This window comes from Xenorhabdus hominickii, from assembly GCF_002632725.1.
Classification (GTDB): Bacteria; Pseudomonadota; Gammaproteobacteria; order Enterobacterales; family Enterobacteriaceae; genus Xenorhabdus; species Xenorhabdus hominickii.
This window is the reverse complement of sequence record NZ_NJAI01000004.1, coordinates 11,810-28,317: the sequence shown is the minus strand read 5'-3', so window position 1 is coordinate 28,317 and position 16,508 is coordinate 11,810. Positions and strand designations below refer to the sequence as shown.

Genomic DNA, 16,508 nt, shown 5'->3' with positions numbered 1-16,508 from the left:
CTCTCAATGTTATGGCGGTAATCAGTCATGCAGCATCTTATGCCAAATAGGTGTAAGAATATATTATTAGTGCAGTTTATGGAAATGGGGCAATAATGAAGAAGATATGGAGGTTATGTCAAAAAGATAATATTTTTATTCTTAATTTTTCATGAGGTTCGTGATGGTGAATGTAACAAAAATGAAAATTATGTTAAATGGATGAATGAGTTATTTTTACAATTATTTACAACTAGCAGAAAGGATGTGTGAGATAAAATATCCATTAATATAAAATACGCTATATTCAAGGCATTATTTTAGGAAATTTCATATAAAATTTAGACATATAATGTGTACCAAAACACTTAATATAGTTTTTTTCATCAAGGGTGCTGGTGTAGTGTTCCCTGAACGCATGTTAATACAGATTGCACTAATAATTAAAAGGCCCCAAATAGGTATGCAAACAGTACTAAATTTTCCTATTACTGTTTTGGCAAAAGCGGGTAACTGAAAATCAGAAAAAGGGGGAAGTGTAGATAAGGGGAATAATATATAACAGGATACAAATCTGTTGTATGTGATAATGTTTGGATAGGTCAACATATTCAATAAATCGCGAAGTCTAACGTTATCGATGTGTAGTCAAGTGATATAAATTTTGGCGGAGCACTAACACTTGAACAGCGTTGTTTGGTTTCTATTTACAAACTATCCAATATTTCTTTGACCTAAGAATAGTCTAATTATTTTATAGTCTTTCATATAATTAGAAGATAAAGAAATCTGCCGATACCAGTATTATTTTTTAGTTATCAATAATTTGTCACTATGGTGCTGTTATACAATAAAAATAATGAAATGAATATATCATGCAACATTTTTTAAAAAAATAATAAAGAGAGTGTATTATGAAAGAACTTAGTAGTGAAAAATGGGTATCCAGAAAGTACTTCCACAAAAGATCTAAAACTTAGCTTTAGAATTGATGTAGAAGATTTTATTGTACAATTAAAGAAATCGGGAGCTAGAGTAACAATATTTTCAACATTTAGACCATGAGAAAGAGTTACCAGAAAACGTAGGATTATGGAATGACAAGATTAAAAATTGCACCAGCGTTATAAAAGCCAACATATTGAAGGTAATGCAATTGAGGGAAGCATAACATGGAAAAATAATTTAGATATTAAAAATAAACAGGGGGAATCTGTAATTTAATAAAGTCTCTTCCAAGGGAATGAATAAAGAATTGCATAATATAGGTAAAAGCTACGGAGTGATAAAATTTCACGGTGGTACAAAAGACAGACCTCATTGGTCTAGCAATGGTAGGTAATATGAAAAAATTAACAGTGGCATGTATTATGTTATTTTTTTATGTGGGTGCACATGGACGTCAGAAAATAATATCCCAAAAGATTCACAAGAGTATATAGATAATGTGGAAGATTGTCAGCATTTAGCGGATGAGTGGGATAATAATTTGTCTGATGAACAAAGGAAAGAAGTAGAAGATGATATTGATAAATATTGTACGAAAGCAAGAGAATTGCAGAAAAAACTTAAGGAAAAATACAAAAATGATACTAAAAAAATAGAAATTATGAATTATTATGATATTTAATTCGCCTAAAGTAATATTGACTTTTTTATGGAGTTATGCAGTGAGGTAAATTTAAGGTTGGACTTTTATCATATAGTGATTACATCGCATTTTTTATACACAATCCACTGTATTTAGAGGTATATTAACACTGTTTTATTGTACATTATGAACCTTAACCAAAACAGGAAGTTATCATGGCAAATATGATCTATTTAACATTGCAGGGAGATAAACAGGGGTTGATTTCACAAGGTTGTTCTTCTGTTGAATCCATTGGCAATAAATATCAAGCAGGTCATGAGAATGAAATTTTTGTATTAAAACTACATCATTCCATTCACAGAGAACAAAATGTTAACCATAGTCCAATTGTATTTGTAAAACCGCAAGATAAATCATCACCATTATTGATGATGGCAATTTCAGATAATGAAACACTGAATCTGAAATTTGATTTTTATCGCACAGCACAATCAGGGGCACAGGAATTATATTATTCCATTGAGTGCCGTGATGCGACGATTATTGAGTTATCACCGGACTACCCGCACAGTGTCAACCATACGGAAGCTCAACCGGAAGAAATGGTTTCTATCAAATATAAAGATATTATTTGCCGTCACCATATGGCAGGAACTTCTGGATATAGTGTCTGGGATGATAGAGTGTATTGATAATTGAAAAAACGCCGATTGATAAATCGGCGTATCTCTATGCTATCCAATACGTCTCAAATTGCTGGTAGGATAAAGTTTGATATTTATTGCGTATCTGCCAATTAATACAAAGTCAGCATACCTAAATCAAAATTCAAACTAAAAACAGCGTTGCTAGCCCCAAAAAGATAAAGAACCCACCGGTATCCGTAATAGCAGTAATCATCACACTGGAGCCAATTGCCGGGTCTCTTCTCAGCTTCATCATGATAAAGGGGATCAACACCCCCATCAACGCGGCCATCAGCAGGTTTAAAATCATCGCCATTGTCATGACACCGCCCATCGCAAGGTCACCATAGAGCAGATAAGTGATTATGCCCATGAGTCCACCCCAAATGACGCCGTTAATCAGTGCGACACCTAGTTCCCTCAATAATAGATAGGAATAGCTGCCTGTTTGGATTTGGTGGAGTGCCAATGCCCGAACGATCATAGTGATGGTTTGATTGCCCGTGTTACCGCCGATACCGGCTACAATGGGCATCAGTGTTGCAAGGGCAACAAGTTGGGAAATGGTATGTTCAAACAAACCAATGACACGCGAGGCCACAAAAGCTGTACATAGGTTAATGGCGAGCCATGTCCAACGGGTTTTCACAGCTTGCCCAACCGGTGCGAAGACGTCTTCTTCACGACTTAAACCACCCATGCGCCGGATATTGGTATCAGTCTCTTCACTCAAGGTATCAACGATATCCTCAACGGTCAGGCGCCCCATCAAGCGCCCATTATTATCCACCACGGCGGCGGAAATTAAGTCGTAACGCTCGAACGCACTGGCGGCATCTTCACCTTTTTGCTCTGGTGAGAAAGTTACGGTATCCGTATTCATCACTTCGGAAACCAATTTGTTCTGTACATTGGTCAGCAAAGTTGTGAGAGGAAGTTCCCCTTGAAGGCGGTTGTTACGATCAATAACAAAAATTTTATCCGTCGTTTCGGGAATAGCGCCTCGGGAACGTAAAAAACGCTGAACTGTACTGAGGGTAATGTTTCCTCGTACTGTCACTAATTCAAAATCCATCATCTGACCGATACTGTCCTTGTGATACTGCAATACTTCGCGGATGCGGTTGCGTTGACTCGGTTCCAGATAAGTCAGTAGGCGGCGTGTGGTATCCCGGGGCAAGTGCTCCGCGATGTAAGCTTGTTCATCTACGTGCAGCGCACCGATAGCTCGCAATAGCTCAACGTCAGACATGTCTTTGATTAAATTATCCCAGACAGGGATTGAGGCTTCCACCAGAACCTCACCGCGCTGATGGTTGTCGATCAATCGCCATAAAGCCAGACGCTCATCATAGGGTAAAGCTTCCAGAATATCAGCAATATCGGCGGCATGTAGACTGGTCAGCAGTGCCTTGACTTCTTCTATTTTTTCTAATAATTGTTCGTCGCTGATGGCTGAAGGATCATCTGTTTGATCCAATAATTTATCGACAAAGAGTTTGTCATTTATGAACAGTGAAAGTAAGTGTTGACGAACATGTACCAATTTTTGAGAGTACTTGCTGGCAGCAGTCGCATTATCTGGTGTAAAGGCCGGTTGTAGCATGGTGTACCTTTAGGGCAAAAAAATAGGGCGATCAGATGATCACAGTAATATAACCATAACATAGTCTGGAACATTGCCCCCAACAACCAACATAATAGCGATACTTTGCAATTCAAAATTTATTGGGGACGTTTTGTTTCCGGACTGCTGAGAGGTTCCACCAATTGCTGCTGTGTTTGCTGGTGATGTTCCAGTGCAACTATGAATGAATAGATAAAACGCCCAAATAAAATTAAGAAGCTGATAAACAGTATCAATTTTGTAATCTGAGCAGTTTTCTTTTTTCTTTTCATAACGCGATATTGTTAAGTCGATTCTTCTTCAATGTGTAAATTCCAGCCCGTTACGTCACTCCAATAATCCTGTTCTTTTTCCAGATCAAGTTGAACAAGGGCATTTTGCGTTAAGTAGTTTGGTGGCAGATAGAGCGTCCAGTGGCCGTGATCAGTTTTGAGCCTTAGTGTGTCCGGTGTCGTGGTAGATTGGCGTTGGTTATTGAGTAATGTAGCCAGCCGCAATATTTTCAGCATAGGGAGATACTGTTTTTTCTTGAAAATATAAAAGCGGGGATGTTCATGAACTTTGACCGCTTTGCGGTGATAACGCACCAGTGTTGCCAATAATAATTGCTGTTCTTGGTTAAATCCCGGCAGATCGGCATGTTGCAGGATGTAAGCGGAATGCCGTTGCAGCCCACTCAGATTGATGCTTAAACCGACTTCATGCAGCATAGCAGCCCAGAGCAGAATGGATTCCAGTTGTGGTTGTATTCGTTTGGGATTTTGTTCTGCCCATTGTTCGTAAAGATTTTTGGCGGTATTCCAAACTCGGTCAGCTTGTTCCCGATCGATGTTATAATGCTCGGCAAGGCTTTTGGCGGTTCGCTGACGAATATCTTTGTGGCGGAAGCGATCTTCCATTTCGTAAAGTACGCCTTCCCGCAATGCCCCATGAGACAAGCGTAATTCTTCAATATGCAGGGCATCAAAAACACCACACAAGATGGCAAGGCCGGGAACAAAAGTCTGTTTGCGGTCATCAGACAGTCCCGGTAGCTCTAGTGCGTTGAAATTTTTGTATTTCAGGACGCGTTTTACCAGCATATTCAGGCGTTCAGGTGTAATCAGTCCATCTTTTTCACCCGATTCGACCAACAAACTGTGGACGGCTTTGATCGTTCCTGATGCACCTAAGGCAAAATCCCAGCCTTTTGTACGAAATTGCCAGACGAGATTTTCCAATTTGTTTGCCGCCTGAAGGCGTGCTTTGCGAAAATAGTGCTCATTGATCACACCATCAGGAAAGAACTGGCGGGCAAAACTGACACAGCCCATACGGCGGCTTTCGATAAGTAGAGGCTCGAAGTCTTCACCGATAACCAGCTCTGTTGAACCTCCGCCGATATCAATGACCAGCTTGCGGCCTTTTTCTGGCTGAGTGTGCTCAACCCCCATAAAAATCAGACGGGCTTCTTCATAGCCGGAGATAATTTCAACCGGATAGGGAATAACTTCTTTCGCCCGTTTTAAAAACTCTTGTGCGTTGGTGGCTTCACGTAAGCTATGTGTTCCCACCAGACAGACATTATCCGCAGAAACCCCCTGCAATCGTTCGGCAAATAGTGAAAGGCAGGTCAGGCCACGGTTTATGGCTTCTTCACTTAATTCATTTTTGTTGTCTAAACCATCGGCAAGGTATACCCGCTTTTTTAAACGTCCAATAACTTGTAACGCACCGTTCACAATACGGGCGATAACCATATGAAAGCTATTGGAGCCCAAATCAATAGTGGCAATTTCCTGGGGTTTGGGCATGGGTTTGTCATGTTTCAACGGCATAGATCAGGCTCTTGGTTCCGGTTGTTCGAGGTTTTTCAGGTAATCATAAACAGCAATCTGAGCGCGAATCTTACGCTTATTTCCGCGTGGTACATAGCGATTACTCAACTCTTTATCGATATAACGTGCTTTGACGGTATCATTGAACTGCAATTCGAGAATATCCATAACCTGTTGTTTTAACATTGGATCGAGTAAACAAACGGCAACTTCAATTCGATAATCGATATTGCGGGTCATCCAGTCTGCCGAGGAAAGGAAAATTTTTTCATCACCTTTATTGGTGAAAACATAAACGCGATCGTGTTCGAGGAAACGATCCACAATACTGGTGACCTGAATATTTTCACTAAAGCCGGGCTGATTAGGCACCAAAGAGCACATGCCTCGCACCAGGATACGAACTTTGACACCCGCTTCAGAGGCATCATATAGACGATCTACCAGCTCTTTATCGACCAGATTATTGATTTTTAGCGTAATGCCTGCTGTTTCACCCGCTTTTGCATTTTCGATTTCCTGAGTAATTAAGCGGTTGAGCATAGCCCGTGAATTTTGGGGAGATACCATTAAATTATCAAATTTAACCGGGCGATAAGGGTTTTCAATAAAGTTAAATACCCGGCGAACTTCATTGGTGACTTCAGGATCTGCGGTCAGCAGAGAATAATCGGTATATAAACGTGCAGTTTTTTCATTGAAGTTTCCCGTACCGATATGAGCGTAACGAATGATTTTATCCCCTTCCAAGCGCGAAATAACAAACAACTTAGCGTGGATTTTCAGGCCTGGAGCGGAGAAAATAACATGCACTCCGGCTTCAGTCAGGCGCTTAGCCCAGTGGATATTCGCTTCTTCATCAAAACGTGCTTGCAATTCCACCACGACGGTAACTTTCTTGCCGTTGTGTGCGGCATGGATCATGGAGTCAATAATGCGTGAGTCTTTTGCAACACGATAGATATTAATCTTGATAGAAAGCACACTGGGGTCAAAAGAGGCTTGTCGCAGCAATTCCAATACATGTTCGAATGTATGGTAAGGGTAATAGAGCAGGACATCCCGTTCACGAATGGCATCGAAACCATTGCGGAAATGGTCGAACCAAGTATGTCGCAGCCGTGGCATCGATTTATTCAGTAAATTACGTTTACCTTCGTTGGGAAATTTAATGAAATCTTTAAAATTATGATAGCGGCCACCAGCAACCACGGAGTCGTCATTCGAAAGCCCAAGCTTACTACGCAAGAGCTCCACCATCTCATCAGGCATATTACGCTGATAGGCAAATCTCACTGGCTCTGCTGTCAGCCTTTGTTTCAGTGTGGAAGACATCAGCTCCAGTAAGCTGGATTCCATTTCCGTTGCTAAATCATATTCGGAATCACGGGTCATTTTCATGGAATAGACGTTTAAGGTGTCGTAATCGAAGAACCCTTTGAAAATTTCATCCAGCGTGTAACGAAGAATATTATCAAGTAATATCATTGACTTGCGTCTGCGGGGCATTTCTGGTGGCAGATTGACAAAACGAGGTACTTTATCTGATGGAATTTCCAGCAAAGCATATTGCGTTTCTTGTCCGCGGATAATTTCAACAGCCAAATAAGTATAATCATCCTTCAAAAATTCAACCAGATTGGTTTCTGTGTTGATAACAATCGGCGTAATGTGAGGGCGTAAATGTTGACGGAAATATTGCCTCAGCCAAATTTGTTGATTTGGAGATATCTGCCGTTCATTGATCAGAAAAATCTGGTTACGCGCCATTTCCAACAGTAGGTCGTTGTAAAGATCATCAAATTCCTGATCGATTTTGACAACTTTAGCCTGGATTTTTTTCAATAACTGGCGAGAGTTGGTGGCTGAGCCCTGTTCTTCACTGATAAGAATGCGCCGTTTTACATCGGCAAAGCGAACTTTATAAAACTCATCCAAGTTATTGGAGTAGATCCCTAAAAACCTCATTCTTTCAATCAGCGGGTTACTTTTGTCAGCTGCTTCTTGAAGTACACGTTCGTTGAAAGAGAGCCAGCTCAGTTCTTTTTCGGTATAGAGACGATCGTGGGACATTACTACTCCATTTAGTTTTCCATTCAGTTTAGCGGTTAGCGTTTAATAAACTAGCACGTTAGTCTGGGATTGACGGGCTTTATTGGCAAAATAGTGGTGCTGGAAAGTACACATCCGAATGGCTGTATGATAAGAGCCGTTTACAAAAAATTCATCGATTAATTCGCCTTCAGTATGAAACCCTAACTTATTGTATATATGAATAGCCTTCGCATTTTCTTTATCAACAATTAGGTACAGCTTGTAAAGATTGAGGACAGCAAAAGCGTATTCCATCGCAAGCTTAGCAGCTTCTGTCGCATAGCCTTGCCCTTGATAAGCGGGAGCAATGATAATTTGGAATTCTGCTCGGCGGTGGACATAATTAATTTCAACTAATTCCACTAACCCAACTTTGGAGTTTAGGCTTTCAATGATAAAACGGCGCTCACTTTGGTCGTGGATATGTTTGTCATAGAGATCGGATAACTCAACAAAAGCTTCATACGGCTCTTCAAACCAGTAACGCATGACGCTGGCATTATTATCGAGTTGGTGAACAAAAGGCAGATCTTCACGTTCGAGAGGACGTAAGCTTACAGACGGATACTCGGAACCACTGGACATTAGATACCTCAGTGCTTTTAAGGGAAATGACCTTTATTTTTCAAAAAGAAATAAATACTGAATGATAACTTACAGCAAAGTATCACCTATGCCCAATGGATTTCAAGATGCCGCGCTTATGTCTTGGGAACGAATCCCCAGCAGCATTGCTAATTCTATGTTTATAACTACGTGACTGGGGTGAGTGAGCATAGACAACAAAGCTGCAACTTGAAAGACGACAGGTATAAACACAATACGTTACACCTGTCTATAAGCTGATATTTTATAGTTCTATTCTGATGCGTAACCCTGTGCTGGCAGAACATCACCATCCATTACGGCTATGTTTTCTTTCATCGTCAAACGCCCATCAAGGAACCAGCCAATGACCAGAGGATAGATGTTATGCTCTTGGGTTTGGATGCGCCCAATAACATCTTCCTCTTTATCTCCCTCAAAAATTGGCACTTTGGCCTGCAAAATAATGGGACCACCGTCTAATTCTTCAGTGACAAAATGGACCGAAGTACCATGTTCCTTATCCCCATTTTCTATGGCCTTGCGATGAGTATGCAGACCGGGATATTTGGGCAATAGGGAAGGGTGGATATTGAGCAAACGTCCATGATAGTGCTGCACAAAATCGGGCGATAAAATTCTCATATAACCAGCCAAGACCACTAAATCAGGCTGATATTGATCAATGGCTTTGAGCAAGGCGCTATCATAATTTATGCGATCCGCATAGGCTTCGGGACTGAGATAGTGGGCGGGAATACCCGCCTTTTCAGCTCGTAGCAGACCATAGGCATCAGCATTATTGCTGAAAACCGCAGAAATATGCCCATTAATCCGATTTTGCTGACAGGCATCTATGATGGATTGCAGATTACTGCCGTTACCGGAGATTAAAACAACAATTTTTTTCATGGGCTGCCTTTACTGAAGAATAACAACAGGTTGTTCATCAGCGTTGAGTTCAGCAATAGTACCAATCTGCCATGCATTTTCGCCGACTGATTTCAGATATGAAATCGCCTGTTCTGCCTGAGATTGGGGCAGAGCAATCACCATACCTACTCCGCAGTTAAATGTGCGATACATTTCATATTCGCTAACATTTCCGGCTTGCTGTAACCAGGTGAAAATGGCTGGCCACTGCCAACTAGCCGCATTGATCCTTGCTTGAAGATTTTCCGGTAGGACGCGCGGAATATTTTCCCAAAAACCACCGCCAGTCAGATGTGAAATCGCATGAATTTCAATTTTTTCAATTAGCTCAAGAACAGATTTGACGTAAATTTGAGTGGGAGCCAGCAGATGGTCTGCTAGTGATTTACCTTCAAGTTCGGTAGTTTCGGGATCTGTCTGGCTTACTTCAAGAATTTTACGGATCAGCGAATAGCCATTAGAATGTGGCCCACTAGAAGCCAGTGCAATCAGGGCATCACCAGCCTGAACCTGACTGCCATCGATAATGTCTGATTTTTCAACAACACCAACACAGAAACCGGCAACGTCATAGTCTTCACCGTGATACATGCCGGGCATTTCGGCTGTTTCACCACCTACCAGCGCACAGCCCGCTTGTTTACAGCCTTCTGCTATACCCGTGATGACATTGGCGGCAATATCCACATCCAGTTTACCCGTGGCATAATAATCAAGGAAGAACAGTGGCTCGGCCCCCTGAACAACCAAATCATTGACACACATGGCGACTAAATCAATTCCGATAGTATCGTGACGGTTCAGATCCATGGCCAGACGCAGCTTGGTGCCAACCCCATCCGTACCGGAAACCAAAACCGGTTCACGATATTTCTGAGGTAGGGCACATAACGCACCGAAACCACCTAATCCACCCATGACTTCGGGGCGGCGGGTTTGTTTTACGACACCTTTTATACGATTGACTAAGGTATTGCCAGCATCAATATCGACACCAGCATCTTTATAGCTAAGAGAGGTTTTGTTGCTCACTGCGTAGCTCCCAGACGGTTGCATTTTCATGAATGAAACAGAACGGCAATAATTCTAACAGCGTAAGCAAACGTTTGCGATAGCTTTATGCAGCTTTCTGAACAGTAAAAAGATAAGAAAAATAATTATGGTTGATAAAAATCAATAGATTGATAGTGGCGCGATGTTGAAAAGGAGGTATAATCCCGCGATTTTTTTATCTGCCGGCTATATACAGTGGGGTTTGTTTGTTTGTATATCAATGAATTAATATTATATGGGGTGCTATTGGGGTGCCATTGTAACAGCACCCGATAGTTTTTGGCGGGTTCTTACTGGTTCATTTTCTTGTAAACTGCATCCTTTCCACTTCTTTTGCGGCAAGCTCTCTTTGTTTATCAATATACTCGGCGAGATCGTGTACATGAACAATTCTTGGTGATTTTTGGCTGTCATTCATTCTGTATGTCGGGAATTTTAGCTTTCCCTCGATAGCCTTACGTTCTGCTGTCGCTGGGGTTAACTTAAGATATTTCTCGGCTATAACTGACAGAAGAATTTGCGATGTTTCGAACTCTGCCATTAATAGAAATGCTGTATTCATCTTCACTCAACCCTCCTATAACCACTCTCCAAAACTATTTTTGCCACCATTGCCGGAGTTACAGTGTCACTCCATGTCGCATCAAAAATAATGGTGTTCAGCTCCGTTGTGAGAATATCATCCAAATTTTTTGGTCTTTCAGAGTAGAGCACCTCATCGGGCACCCCGTTCATGACATCGATAGTGAGTTCAGCGATTGCCTTTTCTCCCCGTTCTGGCTTCCGGTAGCCTGCCTGCCAGATTGCCTCGGTGATATCAGCAGGATCGCCCCAGACCGAGGCGATGATTTGGGTGAGGTGGAAGGCGTTATTGATCATTTTTAGCTCTCCATCCCGCTGAAAAAAGTTGAAAATATTTTCTGGTGTAACTGCTAAAATATTCACCATTTGTATATTTAACTAATAAGTTGGTATTAAATTGAGGGCTATCGGTGATAAATTTCTCAAACGCCTCTCTACATGAATTTGATTTATTGTTGCTCATGGCTGCTTCTCCTCTGTTGCTGGAGCGGGGATATCATCCATGTAGCACCAGTGTGTGACTTCATCGTTCTCATGTTCCGACCATTGCTTTTTATCAGTATCCCAGTAGTCATAGCCTGCGCGGGAAAATGAACCAAAAGAAACATAAACAAGACAGAGGGGAGCGTAATCGTCATCATCTACTGGCATTCTGTCCTGAACACTTACCCAAGGAATTGTTTGGGGTTCAGGTTCCGTAATATCAAATTTTGCAAATTTTCCTGACTGCATAAGAAAATCAAATATATCACCTGAACTATGCTTCTCAGCTTCAGACAAAAACTCGTCTGGAGACATGGCAAGCATCTCATAAAGGGCGGCTTGTAATGCCGCAGTAGGCTTTTCCTCAATTTGAGGAAAAGTAACCGTCTTTTTCAATAACCAGTCAGCCCATTCTTTCCCGTCATCAATGTGACCAGCCAACCCAATTTCATTTTGTGCGTTATCGATGCTTATCATTATTCTTTACCTCGCTTATTACGCGCTTTCTTCACCGGTGTTAACTTCACTCCGGCCACTTTGGGTGCGGGTGGCAGAGGAGGGCAGATGCCCTCATGAATATGCTGGTTCCGTCTCACACCATCGGCACATGCCGTTGATACTGGTTAACGGTGGTTGCCGGTTCTGGAGTGCATGAGATAGATTCAGCTCATTTAAATCATTCGCTGCGTCGATAATATCCATGATGGTTCCCTATTTGTTTGGATGGCGATAGAGGGGAATAGGCAACAATGGTTTTTCAAAACGCTCAACTTGAATAAATCCATGCTGACGATTTTTAACGTATTCTAATTCCACTTCATTAGTAAAACCCACAGGTTCCATATTTTCATATTCAGCGAGTTTTTCAGTGGACTCTATCCATGATTTTCTAATTATTTCAATATCAGGCATTTCAGCGCGAAAAATTTCTAGTGCTTTAGTTATGCTTACTTCATTTTCCATTCGCTTATTAACCCAGCCATTTAAATCACTGGCGTTATTTTCTGCCTCAGATAATAGGTCTTCCTCTGCCCAATCAAGAAGCCCCTCCATCCAATTCATCGCCTGTTCTTTATCTCCTTTCTCTAGCAAATAAAGGGCAACTGAATTTACTAGTAAAAATCTTTCCATCACCCATGAATTAGATAATTCCATTGCCGCTTTAAATTGCAGTTTTTCTATTTCACTCGCTATATCAATCACATCTTTGCTCATTTATTCTTCTCCTGTTTGATTGTATTCTCACGACTTGCTTTCCATGCTATTTGCCAGAATTCCCATTGTTGATGTATAAATGGATAACGATAACTACCATCTAAATCTCGCATTAGAATTGGGTGATTATCATAATTCAGCGCTCCTTCCTTCTTTAAATGTTCCTCAAACGCTTCTCTGCATAAATCTGAATTAGTCATTATTATTTTTTCTCAACTCTTCGATTATATAAAAATCATCTGCACCACATTTTGGACAAACATGAATAAATGCGAATGTTGGAAATTCTGGGTCTGGAATCATTACGCGTTCATTTTCATAATGAATATGTTTACACTTACGTTTAGCACATTCTATTTTGTCATTTCTCATTTAAACTCCCTGCATATATTCGCTGCTTTCTTACACATCTCGGCATTAAACCAGCCGAAATGACATTTACTGGCACTGACTCCCAGCCGCCATGCCAGCCATCGGTAGGCGTCCGTGCGTTCAACATTCCCTCTCTTCCGCATCTCCTCAAATTCCTGCTTGCCTTTCCGTCTCGCCTCCCGTGTCGGTTTATCTGCCAGATAGCCCAGCGGAATATTCGTTTCCGGATGCATTCCTACACGCGCATCACATGACCAGCAGACATAGAGCCACGGCCAGCGACTGCGAACCTCCCCAAACACCTCCGTGTGATGGGCGATGGTCACATGATTGCAGCAGTGGCGACATTGGGTAGGAATGGGAACTGGGTCATTAACTCGCTGTGCTGCTTTAGGATTGGGGTTCCATGGGGTGAACTGCATGTTGTGTCCTCCCGAATTTTGGTTGTAATACGCCTCCCGCCACTGAGGTAGCGTTAGTTAATGGGGTGGGTTAGATGTTGGTTATTTGGCGATTAATCCACGCTTTTTCATGGTTTCGTTGACTGATTCAACGTCTGAACGGTGTTCCTCTTCATCTAAATTGTATTCTTTGCAGTACGCTGAAAACTGCTCATCGGTAGCGATCCCTGTTCCGCTACAGATATAACAACTGTCACCATTTTTAACTTTATGGAATTCATCATGCCCACAACAGGGGCATCCGATGCGCCCAATGTCATGAAATGCTAATGTTCCAATGAATCCGTGGTCTGGATTGTTGCAGGTCTCTTTTCCATCGCCGCAACATTCAGGGCATATTGACATAGCTTATCCTTACCGCCTGTTGGCAGTGGTTGAATTGTATAGATAGGGTGGGGTTAGGTGGTTCTGTTTGGATGGCTGAGAATGAATACTGGGTGTTGAAAATCCGTGGGGTGCGTCCTTTCTTTTTGCGCTGGTTTATTCCGATCTTTCCTTACATATTTGCCTTGATTTTCATTGGCCCATATCCGCCTACATACAGCGCACCTACGATTTTTCGTGTATCTCAACGTGTGTCCATGCGGACACGGTTTACCCTGAAAATATTTACTCGGTTCCTCGGTCATTCAGTTGTACCTCTTCGAATTCCCCTTCAAAAATAGCGGCGTGCTCTTGATCGATATTAGCCTCTGCTTTCTCATCTAAAACCACAGCTTTGTGCATCTCGATAGAGACAGGCAGGTATTTAAACAGGCGGCGAATAACGGTCTTTTTCGCCATCTCTTCCCAGTGAGATACCCACGGCCCATTGCTGCCCGCCTTGCTTTGCGTTCTGACTTTCTCAATTTGGTTAAACGTCATGACTTCAAACTGAACGCCACTATCTTTTAGTCGGGCTACTGCGTAAACGTGAGTGATTGGCGCATCCTCATCTTCGCCCGGAACATGTGTTAAATTTTCACTGAGTCCATATTCAAAATGGAATTTATCGCTACTCCTGACTGTGCGAGCGGAAATACTGACTATCTGACCGGAACGACGAGCCAGATCAATCATTCCCCGGTAGCCGATAATTAACTGAGCGTCAGTTCTGACAGTTACCCACCGATTACCTTCTTTTTGTTTTTTATCAAATGGTAAAATATAGGCATGACCCAATGCATTACCGGGTTCCAATCCCAACTGAGAACATTGGACGACTGCACCAACAAAACTTTGCATGTCACAATTAGCGAGTGCTGGAGTCTTTCTAATTTCAGTGGTGACGATACGGATCATGCGATCAGGGGTCATATGATTAGGCAAAGCAGCAGCCAATTGCGCCTTCATACTGGGCTTATTAATGAACTGAATAAGAGCCTGATCTTTGGTGGTTGCGACTTTAGTTTGTGGCTGCGCTTTCTGTAAATCAGCTTGCGCCAGTGGTGGATTATTCATCTCTTCGCTCCTTAGCATAGTGGGGTAGTGATAATTCTCGCAGACCGGGCCATTCATTCGATTTCAGACACTCGGCATAGGTCGCAAGATTTCTTTGGTAGGCTGCGCGTCCTGCTGATTTAGCTTGCTCGGTCATGATGTAAGTTCTTACTGGATAGCGACCGCAATTCACCGTAGTACTGACAACGATAAAAGCGAATGTAGGTGTTTCACCGATTATTTCCTTATACCCATCTGAGTAGAATGCATCCTGTACGTGATAACGATACTCATAGGCTGTTCTATCGAATTTATTTATGTCTGCCGTTGTTTTTACATCAACTATCCAGTGATGATTTTCAACCAGTCTGTCGGGTCTGGAGCGGCATAAAGTTCCTGTTATCGAGTCCTCCCAATAGATACTGCACTCCGATTTTCCGTCAACCTCCAGCAACGACTTTGCGGTTGGGTGAACCATTGCACTATCACGCATGAGCAGTAATTTTCTGTTTTCTTCATGAGTCAGGATTATCTTATCCCGATTAGCGAGATTGAATGCTTGTGCTTCCTCCTTGCCTAATTTGGTGCGCTTATCGAGTTCAGGTTCAGCAGCAAAACGCTTACTGAATTCATTCGGTTCTAATAACAAGCAGTGCAATGCAGTTCCTATATCAAGAGCTTTTGTTTTTTCCTCATCGATAGGAGAATCCCTTCGACATATAAATTCTGCGGGCATTCCTTCTATATCATCCAACTGCGACTTACTCACTCCCGCGTCCTTGTGATAGTCCTCATTGGAGATGTCGTAATAGATGCCGGGGTTCATTAGGCCTCCATCTGAACTTTCATTAGACATAAGTCGTACATGAGATACCAAACCTGATCGATGGATTCGCTCTTATGCTGGAGTACTGGGCCAAGTAATTTCATTATCTCTGGGCTGAATATCCGCTCCATTTCATTCGGCAGCGTTCCTAGTATTTCATTGGCATCATTTCCCTGTTGCGCCAGAACGGCCTCTTCATAGGCCGCTGCCTCCATTTCTCGCTCGTATTGCGCTTCCTGAGCGCCATAGGGGATATAGTCGTTAAGAAAGTTCATGCGGCCTCCTTTCTTGTTTTGGACTGGAGATAATTGATAATCCGTTCTGCCTGTCCTAACTCGATAGCCTCATCCAATAGGCTCTCTAACTGGTCTGCCTCAATAAGCTGTTCCATTTGCTCTTTGGCCGAGTAACACATTTTTCCGAGGATATCGGCATAGGTTCCATCTATCCTTTTGATGGCGTTGCCCGTAAATGTGAGCATCGTTCCTGTTGATATGTTGTCACCGCCATATGACGAGCATAAAACCTGAATACACATGATTACCTCCCGTCGTCAGACCGGAATAAATACAACGATTGAAACAATGAGTAATGCCAGACAGCGCTTCCATGCGCGCCTGTTCCTGACTGCCTGTGGTTTTTTGGGTACAACCGCACATCCATCGCGCATGTTATTTCGCATATAAAAATCCCTCGTTAGTGAAAACGATTAATGATTTTCGTGACTGGGTTATTTCTGGGTCAGACTAATGAGGGCTCGGGCGTGCAGTTCGGCAGATTCG

23 protein-coding genes are annotated in these 16,508 nt (G+C 42.2%); 3 read left to right on the top strand and 20 right to left on the bottom strand.

Going from position 1 to position 16,508, the window contains the following annotated elements; all coding sequences use genetic code 11:
• The first annotated feature begins 1,342 nt into the window (after positions 1-1,342).
• Positions 1,343-1,609 (top strand): hypothetical protein, encoded by a 267-nt coding sequence (locus Xhom_RS12540; protein WP_084022961.1) that lies wholly within the window; start codon positions 1,343-1,345, stop codon positions 1,607-1,609.
• 176 nt (positions 1,610-1,785) lie between these two features.
• Positions 1,786-2,265, top strand: coding sequence for an Hcp family type VI secretion system effector (locus tag Xhom_RS12535; protein ID WP_069315375.1), 480 nt, complete (start codon positions 1,786-1,788; stop codon positions 2,263-2,265).
• Positions 2,266-2,401: 136 nt separating this feature from the next.
• Here the strand turns inward: Xhom_RS12535 and mgtE are convergent, their stop codons facing one another.
• The 20 genes from mgtE to Xhom_RS12440 all read right to left on the bottom strand — a co-directional run bounded on the left by mgtE (position 2,402) and on the right by Xhom_RS12440 (position 16,264).
• Positions 2,402-3,865: a magnesium transporter gene (gene mgtE / locus Xhom_RS12530; protein WP_069315376.1), complete on the bottom strand. Its 1,464-nt coding sequence runs from the start codon at positions 3,863-3,865 to the stop codon at positions 2,402-2,404.
• 305 nt (positions 3,866-4,170) lie between these two features.
• Positions 4,171-5,703, bottom strand: a complete 1,533-nt coding sequence (ppx, locus tag Xhom_RS12520; RefSeq protein WP_069315377.1) for an exopolyphosphatase — start codon at positions 5,701-5,703, stop codon at positions 4,171-4,173.
• A gap of 3 nt (positions 5,704-5,706) precedes the next feature.
• Complete coding sequence (gene ppk1 / locus Xhom_RS12515; RefSeq protein WP_069315378.1) at positions 5,707-7,776, bottom strand: polyphosphate kinase 1; 2,070 nt, start codon at positions 7,774-7,776, stop codon at positions 5,707-5,709.
• A gap of 42 nt (positions 7,777-7,818) precedes the next feature.
• On the bottom strand, positions 7,819-8,382 hold the full coding sequence (speG, locus tag Xhom_RS12510) for a spermidine N1-acetyltransferase (RefSeq protein ID WP_069315379.1): 564 nt from the start codon (positions 8,380-8,382) through the stop codon (positions 7,819-7,821).
• A gap of 273 nt (positions 8,383-8,655) precedes the next feature.
• Positions 8,656-9,294, bottom strand: a complete 639-nt coding sequence (gene purN / locus Xhom_RS12505; protein WP_069315380.1) for a phosphoribosylglycinamide formyltransferase — start codon at positions 9,292-9,294, stop codon at positions 8,656-8,658.
• A 9-nt stretch (positions 9,295-9,303) separates the two neighbouring features.
• On the bottom strand, positions 9,304-10,347 hold the full coding sequence (gene purM, locus Xhom_RS12500; protein WP_069315381.1) for a phosphoribosylformylglycinamidine cyclo-ligase: 1,044 nt from the start codon (positions 10,345-10,347) through the stop codon (positions 9,304-9,306).
• Positions 10,348-10,666: 319 nt separating this feature from the next.
• Positions 10,667-10,930: a pyocin activator PrtN family protein gene (locus Xhom_RS12495; RefSeq protein WP_069318391.1), complete on the bottom strand. Its 264-nt coding sequence runs from the start codon at positions 10,928-10,930 to the stop codon at positions 10,667-10,669.
• Between the two features lie 2 nt (positions 10,931-10,932).
• On the bottom strand, positions 10,933-11,247 hold the full coding sequence (locus Xhom_RS12490) for a hypothetical protein (protein WP_069315382.1): 315 nt from the start codon (positions 11,245-11,247) through the stop codon (positions 10,933-10,935).
• Complete coding sequence (locus Xhom_RS30205) at positions 11,237-11,413, bottom strand: hypothetical protein (protein ID WP_157104590.1); 177 nt, start codon at positions 11,411-11,413, stop codon at positions 11,237-11,239. The genes Xhom_RS12490 and Xhom_RS30205 overlap by 11 nt, the downstream gene beginning before the upstream one ends.
• Complete coding sequence (locus tag Xhom_RS12485; protein ID WP_069315383.1) at positions 11,410-11,910, bottom strand: hypothetical protein; 501 nt, start codon at positions 11,908-11,910, stop codon at positions 11,410-11,412. Before Xhom_RS12485 ends, Xhom_RS30205 begins: the two co-directional genes overlap by 4 nt.
• A gap of 93 nt (positions 11,911-12,003) precedes the next feature.
• Positions 12,004-12,135: a hypothetical protein gene (locus tag Xhom_RS39875; protein WP_257784756.1), complete on the bottom strand. Its 132-nt coding sequence runs from the start codon at positions 12,133-12,135 to the stop codon at positions 12,004-12,006.
• 9 nt (positions 12,136-12,144) lie between these two features.
• Entirely contained in the window at positions 12,145-12,648 is a 504-nt protein-coding gene (locus Xhom_RS12480) for a hypothetical protein (protein ID WP_069315384.1), read from the bottom strand.
• Positions 12,645-12,848, bottom strand: a complete 204-nt coding sequence (locus tag Xhom_RS12475) for a hypothetical protein (protein WP_069315385.1) — start codon at positions 12,846-12,848, stop codon at positions 12,645-12,647. The genes Xhom_RS12480 and Xhom_RS12475 overlap by 4 nt, the downstream gene beginning before the upstream one ends.
• Complete coding sequence (locus Xhom_RS12470; RefSeq protein ID WP_069315386.1) at positions 12,841-13,020, bottom strand: hypothetical protein; 180 nt, start codon at positions 13,018-13,020, stop codon at positions 12,841-12,843. Before Xhom_RS12470 ends, Xhom_RS12475 begins: the two co-directional genes overlap by 8 nt.
• Positions 13,017-13,442, bottom strand: coding sequence for a zinc-finger-containing protein (locus Xhom_RS12465; RefSeq protein WP_069315387.1), 426 nt, complete (start codon positions 13,440-13,442; stop codon positions 13,017-13,019). The genes Xhom_RS12470 and Xhom_RS12465 overlap by 4 nt, the downstream gene beginning before the upstream one ends.
• An 81-nt stretch (positions 13,443-13,523) precedes the next feature.
• Complete coding sequence (locus tag Xhom_RS12460; protein ID WP_069315388.1) at positions 13,524-13,826, bottom strand: hypothetical protein; 303 nt, start codon at positions 13,824-13,826, stop codon at positions 13,524-13,526.
• Between the two features lie 264 nt (positions 13,827-14,090).
• Positions 14,091-14,921 (bottom strand): recombination protein RecT, encoded by an 831-nt coding sequence (gene recT, locus Xhom_RS12455; RefSeq protein ID WP_069315389.1) that lies wholly within the window; start codon positions 14,919-14,921, stop codon positions 14,091-14,093.
• Positions 14,914-15,726, bottom strand: coding sequence for a PD-(D/E)XK nuclease-like domain-containing protein (locus Xhom_RS12450; protein ID WP_069315390.1), 813 nt, complete (start codon positions 15,724-15,726; stop codon positions 14,914-14,916). The genes recT and Xhom_RS12450 overlap by 8 nt, the downstream gene beginning before the upstream one ends.
• Positions 15,726-16,001 (bottom strand): hypothetical protein, encoded by a 276-nt coding sequence (locus Xhom_RS12445; RefSeq protein ID WP_069315391.1) that lies wholly within the window; start codon positions 15,999-16,001, stop codon positions 15,726-15,728. Before Xhom_RS12445 ends, Xhom_RS12450 begins: the two co-directional genes overlap by 1 nt.
• Entirely contained in the window at positions 15,998-16,264 is a 267-nt protein-coding gene (locus Xhom_RS12440; protein ID WP_069315392.1) for a hypothetical protein, read from the bottom strand. Before Xhom_RS12440 ends, Xhom_RS12445 begins: the two co-directional genes overlap by 4 nt.
• On the opposite strand from Xhom_RS12440, the gene Xhom_RS30200 reads away from it, so the two are divergent.
• On the top strand, positions 16,263-16,412 hold the full coding sequence (locus Xhom_RS30200) for a hypothetical protein (protein WP_157104591.1): 150 nt from the start codon (positions 16,263-16,265) through the stop codon (positions 16,410-16,412). The genes Xhom_RS12440 and Xhom_RS30200 overlap by 2 nt on opposite strands.
• Positions 16,413-16,508: the final 96 nt, after the last annotated feature.

Bases quoted from the DNA above. Each gene is read 5' to 3' on its own strand.
- Xhom_RS12440 (WP_069315392.1), bottom strand. From the start codon at position 16,264: ATGTGTATTCAGGTTTTATGCTCGTCATATGGCGGTGACAACATATCA.
- Xhom_RS12490 (WP_069315382.1), bottom strand. From the start codon at position 11,247: ATGATCAATAACGCCTTCCACCTCACCCAAATCATCGCCTCGGTCTGG.
- Xhom_RS12460 (WP_069315388.1), bottom strand. From the start codon at position 13,826: ATGTCAATATGCCCTGAATGTTGCGGCGATGGAAAAGAGACCTGCAAC.
- Xhom_RS12540 (WP_084022961.1), top strand. From the start codon at position 1,343: ATGTATTATGTTATTTTTTTATGTGGGTGCACATGGACGTCAGAAAAT.
- Xhom_RS30200 (WP_157104591.1), top strand. From the start codon at position 16,263: ATGATTACCTCCCGTCGTCAGACCGGAATAAATACAACGATTGAAACA.
- purN (WP_069315380.1), bottom strand. From the start codon at position 9,294: ATGAAAAAAATTGTTGTTTTAATCTCCGGTAACGGCAGTAATCTGCAA.
- Xhom_RS39875 (WP_257784756.1), bottom strand. From the start codon at position 12,135: ATGGATATTATCGACGCAGCGAATGATTTAAATGAGCTGAATCTATCT.
- Xhom_RS12450 (WP_069315390.1), bottom strand. From the start codon at position 15,726: ATGAACCCCGGCATCTATTACGACATCTCCAATGAGGACTATCACAAG.
- Xhom_RS12495 (WP_069318391.1), bottom strand. From the start codon at position 10,930: ATGAATACAGCATTTCTATTAATGGCAGAGTTCGAAACATCGCAAATT.
- Xhom_RS12445 (WP_069315391.1), bottom strand. From the start codon at position 16,001: ATGAACTTTCTTAACGACTATATCCCCTATGGCGCTCAGGAAGCGCAA.
- speG (WP_069315379.1), bottom strand. From the start codon at position 8,382: ATGTCCAGTGGTTCCGAGTATCCGTCTGTAAGCTTACGTCCTCTCGAA.
- Xhom_RS12480 (WP_069315384.1), bottom strand. From the start codon at position 12,648: ATGAGCAAAGATGTGATTGATATAGCGAGTGAAATAGAAAAACTGCAA.
- Xhom_RS12485 (WP_069315383.1), bottom strand. From the start codon at position 11,910: ATGATAAGCATCGATAACGCACAAAATGAAATTGGGTTGGCTGGTCAC.
- Xhom_RS12470 (WP_069315386.1), bottom strand. From the start codon at position 13,020: ATGAGAAATGACAAAATAGAATGTGCTAAACGTAAGTGTAAACATATT.
- ppk1 (WP_069315378.1), bottom strand. From the start codon at position 7,776: ATGTCCCACGATCGTCTCTATACCGAAAAAGAACTGAGCTGGCTCTCT.
- mgtE (WP_069315376.1), bottom strand. From the start codon at position 3,865: ATGCTACAACCGGCCTTTACACCAGATAATGCGACTGCTGCCAGCAAG.
- Xhom_RS12535 (WP_069315375.1), top strand. From the start codon at position 1,786: ATGGCAAATATGATCTATTTAACATTGCAGGGAGATAAACAGGGGTTG.
- Xhom_RS12465 (WP_069315387.1), bottom strand. From the start codon at position 13,442: ATGCAGTTCACCCCATGGAACCCCAATCCTAAAGCAGCACAGCGAGTT.
- ppx (WP_069315377.1), bottom strand. From the start codon at position 5,703: ATGCCGTTGAAACATGACAAACCCATGCCCAAACCCCAGGAAATTGCC.
- recT (WP_069315389.1), bottom strand. From the start codon at position 14,921: ATGAATAATCCACCACTGGCGCAAGCTGATTTACAGAAAGCGCAGCCA.
- Xhom_RS12475 (WP_069315385.1), bottom strand. From the start codon at position 12,848: ATGACTAATTCAGATTTATGCAGAGAAGCGTTTGAGGAACATTTAAAG.
- Xhom_RS30205 (WP_157104590.1), bottom strand. From the start codon at position 11,413: ATGAGCAACAATAAATCAAATTCATGTAGAGAGGCGTTTGAGAAATTT.